Origin of the sequence: Variovorax sp. H27-G14 (assembly GCF_046156345.1) — a bacterium.
Classification (GTDB): domain Bacteria; phylum Pseudomonadota; class Gammaproteobacteria; order Burkholderiales; family Burkholderiaceae_C; genus Variovorax.
The window spans coordinates 1-2,780 of record NZ_JAYLVN010000051.1 but is presented as its reverse complement, the minus strand read 5'-3'; the positions used below and the strand labels follow the sequence as shown (position 1 = coordinate 2,780).

At 58.7% G+C, this 2,780-nt stretch carries 3 protein-coding genes; 1 reads left to right on the top strand and 2 read right to left on the bottom strand.

Annotated features, from left to right (window positions below):
• The first annotated feature begins 197 nt into the window (after positions 1-197).
• Positions 198-1,082, top strand: a complete 885-nt coding sequence (locus VLK31_RS36155; RefSeq protein WP_409173311.1) for a hypothetical protein — start codon at positions 198-200, stop codon at positions 1,080-1,082.
• A 202-nt stretch (positions 1,083-1,284) separates the two neighbouring features.
• Here the strand turns inward: VLK31_RS36155 and qatD are convergent, their stop codons facing one another.
• Both qatD and VLK31_RS36145 read right to left on the bottom strand, forming a co-directional pair.
• Positions 1,285-2,055: a Qat anti-phage system TatD family nuclease QatD gene (gene qatD / locus VLK31_RS36150; protein WP_409173310.1), complete on the bottom strand. Its 771-nt coding sequence runs from the start codon at positions 2,053-2,055 to the stop codon at positions 1,285-1,287.
• Positions 2,052-2,582, bottom strand: a complete 531-nt coding sequence (locus VLK31_RS36145; protein WP_409173309.1) for a hypothetical protein — start codon at positions 2,580-2,582, stop codon at positions 2,052-2,054. Before VLK31_RS36145 ends, qatD begins: the two co-directional genes overlap by 4 nt.
• Between the last annotated feature and the right edge of the window lie 198 nt (positions 2,583-2,780).

Sequence of the window (2,780 nt, the reverse complement as noted above, 5' to 3'; positions counted from 1 at the left end):
AATAAAGAAGTCAAGAAAGGAGGAAGACGCTAGAGTTATGCACAGCCGGCTTCCACGATGCCGGCTTCCATCCCCGGGTCAAAGTTCAACCGGCAGGGTGGGTCAAGATTCAACCGGCGCCGACAGGCTATCACAGCTGGAAGCACGTCAAGGATTGCGTCGAGCAGACAAGATCGCTGCCCGCGGCTTCAAGACCCTTGCCCTCCATCCTTGCCGAATTTCTGGCGGCGCAGGAACGATCCAATTCGACGATGCCCGCATCGTGCGGGGCCCTCAAGTCGGGGCTGGTGATCGCCATGGATACAAAGCATGCGCAGGATGTCGCATGGCCCGATGATTTTGTTGAGTGCGAGGAGATCAAGTCGATCGCCGCGCGGCAAATTTGGGCTTCACTGATCTATCAAACGGACGAGCGTGGCGAATCAATGGCCCAGCGGTTGAAGGGCGAGTTGCTGCTCGATCAGGCGCTCGATCACCTTTCTGATCTGCGCCTCTTCCGATACTCGGGAGATATAGCTCTTTTGCCGGGCTCGCTGGATGAGGCGTTTTCGTTTGTACTAAGCAAAACCTTCTTTCCGCCAACACATGTTTGGTTGAGAGGCGAATTCCACGACATGGCGTACCCGCACGCCTTGCAGGTTGATGGGCAACAGGTCTATGTCTCGAATGGCGCCGGCAGCTCTGCGCTACGCATGTCTGCGGCGAGTGGTGGCAGAGAAGGAGGATCCTTTGAAGTATCGACGCCTGTGCAAGGGGAGGCAATCGCCGACGCGGCTCCCGCCGTAGCCCGTTCCGGCTCGGGTTTTATCCCACGACTCGACGTTTCCAAACTCGAGCCTGGCTTCTATGAGTTCCAGGTGACCTATGACGGAGAGGAGCTCATGATGGATGGTGGCTTTGATTCCATACGAAGCGCCCTCGAATCTGCGGCCGACGTCACTGGTGACATCAAGGGCTTCGAGTTCGCATACAGGGGAATCACCATTGGCACGTATCCGCTTGCCATGTTGCGTCAGCAAGCAGACAGGATTGCGAGGGAAGCAGTCGCAACTGTTGCCTCCTTGGGCGATGATCATTGGTGACGCTCATACTTTCAAGGCGACGAATAGTGTCTCGAATGTAAGCGCGGGCGCCAACTAGACAAGGTGGCAGCTCTCGAGGGGCGCAGGCTAGACTTCCGCGACCCCGATCGCTCGCGAGCAATTGAGGGCCGCAGCTTCATTGCATCCGGCACAGACCTCGCCGAGGTAAGCGCGAATCAGCGGCGATGCACGGCAAGCTGCTTCAAACTCGGCGATTGCGATTGCGAGTGAGAGCGCCCAAATTCTTCACCACCAACTCGCTCGCAGCCTGAACTTCAATCCCCAAAGTGCTAGCAAGCGACTTAAGTGTCTCACCCACGTCGCGCGGCCGGGAGGGGCGTTCATTGAACGCCACGAACGGTCCATCGGTCTCTGTCAGCAGCCGCTCGCGGGGCAACGCGCTGACAACCCGGCAAGTCTTCTCCGACACAAGCATCTGGGCGTTGATGGAGAAATAGCAACCCAACTCAGCCGCTCTTCTCGCCTCGGCCGCTGTGCCGGTGAACCAATGCAGGACAGCGACGCCGCGGTCGAGCGGAAACGACCTCTCCAAGTGGTCCAGAACCTTGCTCACGCACCTAACGCTGTGAATTGTGAGGATCTTGTTGCCCTGCTCGGCGCATGCGCCGAGGATTCGGGAAAAGACGCGCTCCTGTTCGGAAAAGGAGCGATAGAACTTCGGCCCTGCATCGAGGCCAATTTCGCCGACGTACCTGGTCTCGCTCAAGAGTTTCTCGAAAAGCGGCAGTTCTGACGCCCTTTCGGCGATCAATTGCGGATGCATGCCGAGCGCCACCCGCACGTATTCCGAACCTGTTGCGACCTCAAGGTTCCTTTTCCAGGCCTTGGGCGTCGTTGTAACTGCCAACGTGGCGACGCGCTCGCGATCGCACTCGCTCACCAAAGAAGCGTGGTCCGGATAGAGGTCCAAGTGACAGTGAAAATCGACCCAGCGCGGGCGCATACGAATCATCCATCTTTGATCGGTCTCGCCTCTACGTCCTCAAGCAGTTCGGCGACCTCTTGCATGCCCCGGACGTACACGCCCTCATAGTCGTTGAGGTCGTTAGGATGATCGTACAGCGGGCCGGGCTGATGAATGTCCCGACGTGCCCTACCTGGATGGGCCACCAGGCGCGCCAACGCGAACTGGAAGGCACGGATGTGCTCGCCGATCGCCGTCGACGAGTCGATCGCCTTGGCATGCAGATCCTCGAGCCAATACTCGGTATCGTCCGAGCCGAACCCTGCAAGCAGAGCCGCGCGCCGGATGAGACATGGGACGCAATGTCCACAGTGCTGGACCTTTCGGCGAGTCTCATCGCGATCATGGCGATGCTTGCCCTCGGCCGAACAGGACATCGTCAACTTAGCGCTGGTGCGCAGGAATTCCTTATCGAGACAGGTATCCACCATCTCCCCCTTCGTCTGGTGACGGTGTGGATTTTCCAGTTGGGCGGGGATGCCGAGCCCTTGCAATAGCTCGTTGAATCTGGCCATGTAGAAAGGGTGGGTTGTGCGCGTACTCAACGCCCCCACCCGTAGGGGGTCCAGCGGTACGTTGAGGGAAAAGAGGTGGCCCCGTTCGTTTGAACAGATTCCGATTACTTTTAAGTGGATCCTGCGGGGTCAGGCTGCCTGGGCCGAAGGCCGTGGCAGCGAGTCGAAGTACACCACATCGGGTGTGCGGGCCTGCAG

What these genes read in the sequence shown, in the direction of transcription:
- qatD (WP_409173310.1), bottom strand. Translation starts at nt 2,055, where the DNA reads ATGATTCGTATGCGCCCGCGCTGGGTCGATTTTCACTGTCACTTGGAC.
- VLK31_RS36145 (WP_409173309.1), bottom strand. Translation starts at nt 2,582, where the DNA reads ATGGCCAGATTCAACGAGCTATTGCAAGGGCTCGGCATCCCCGCCCAA.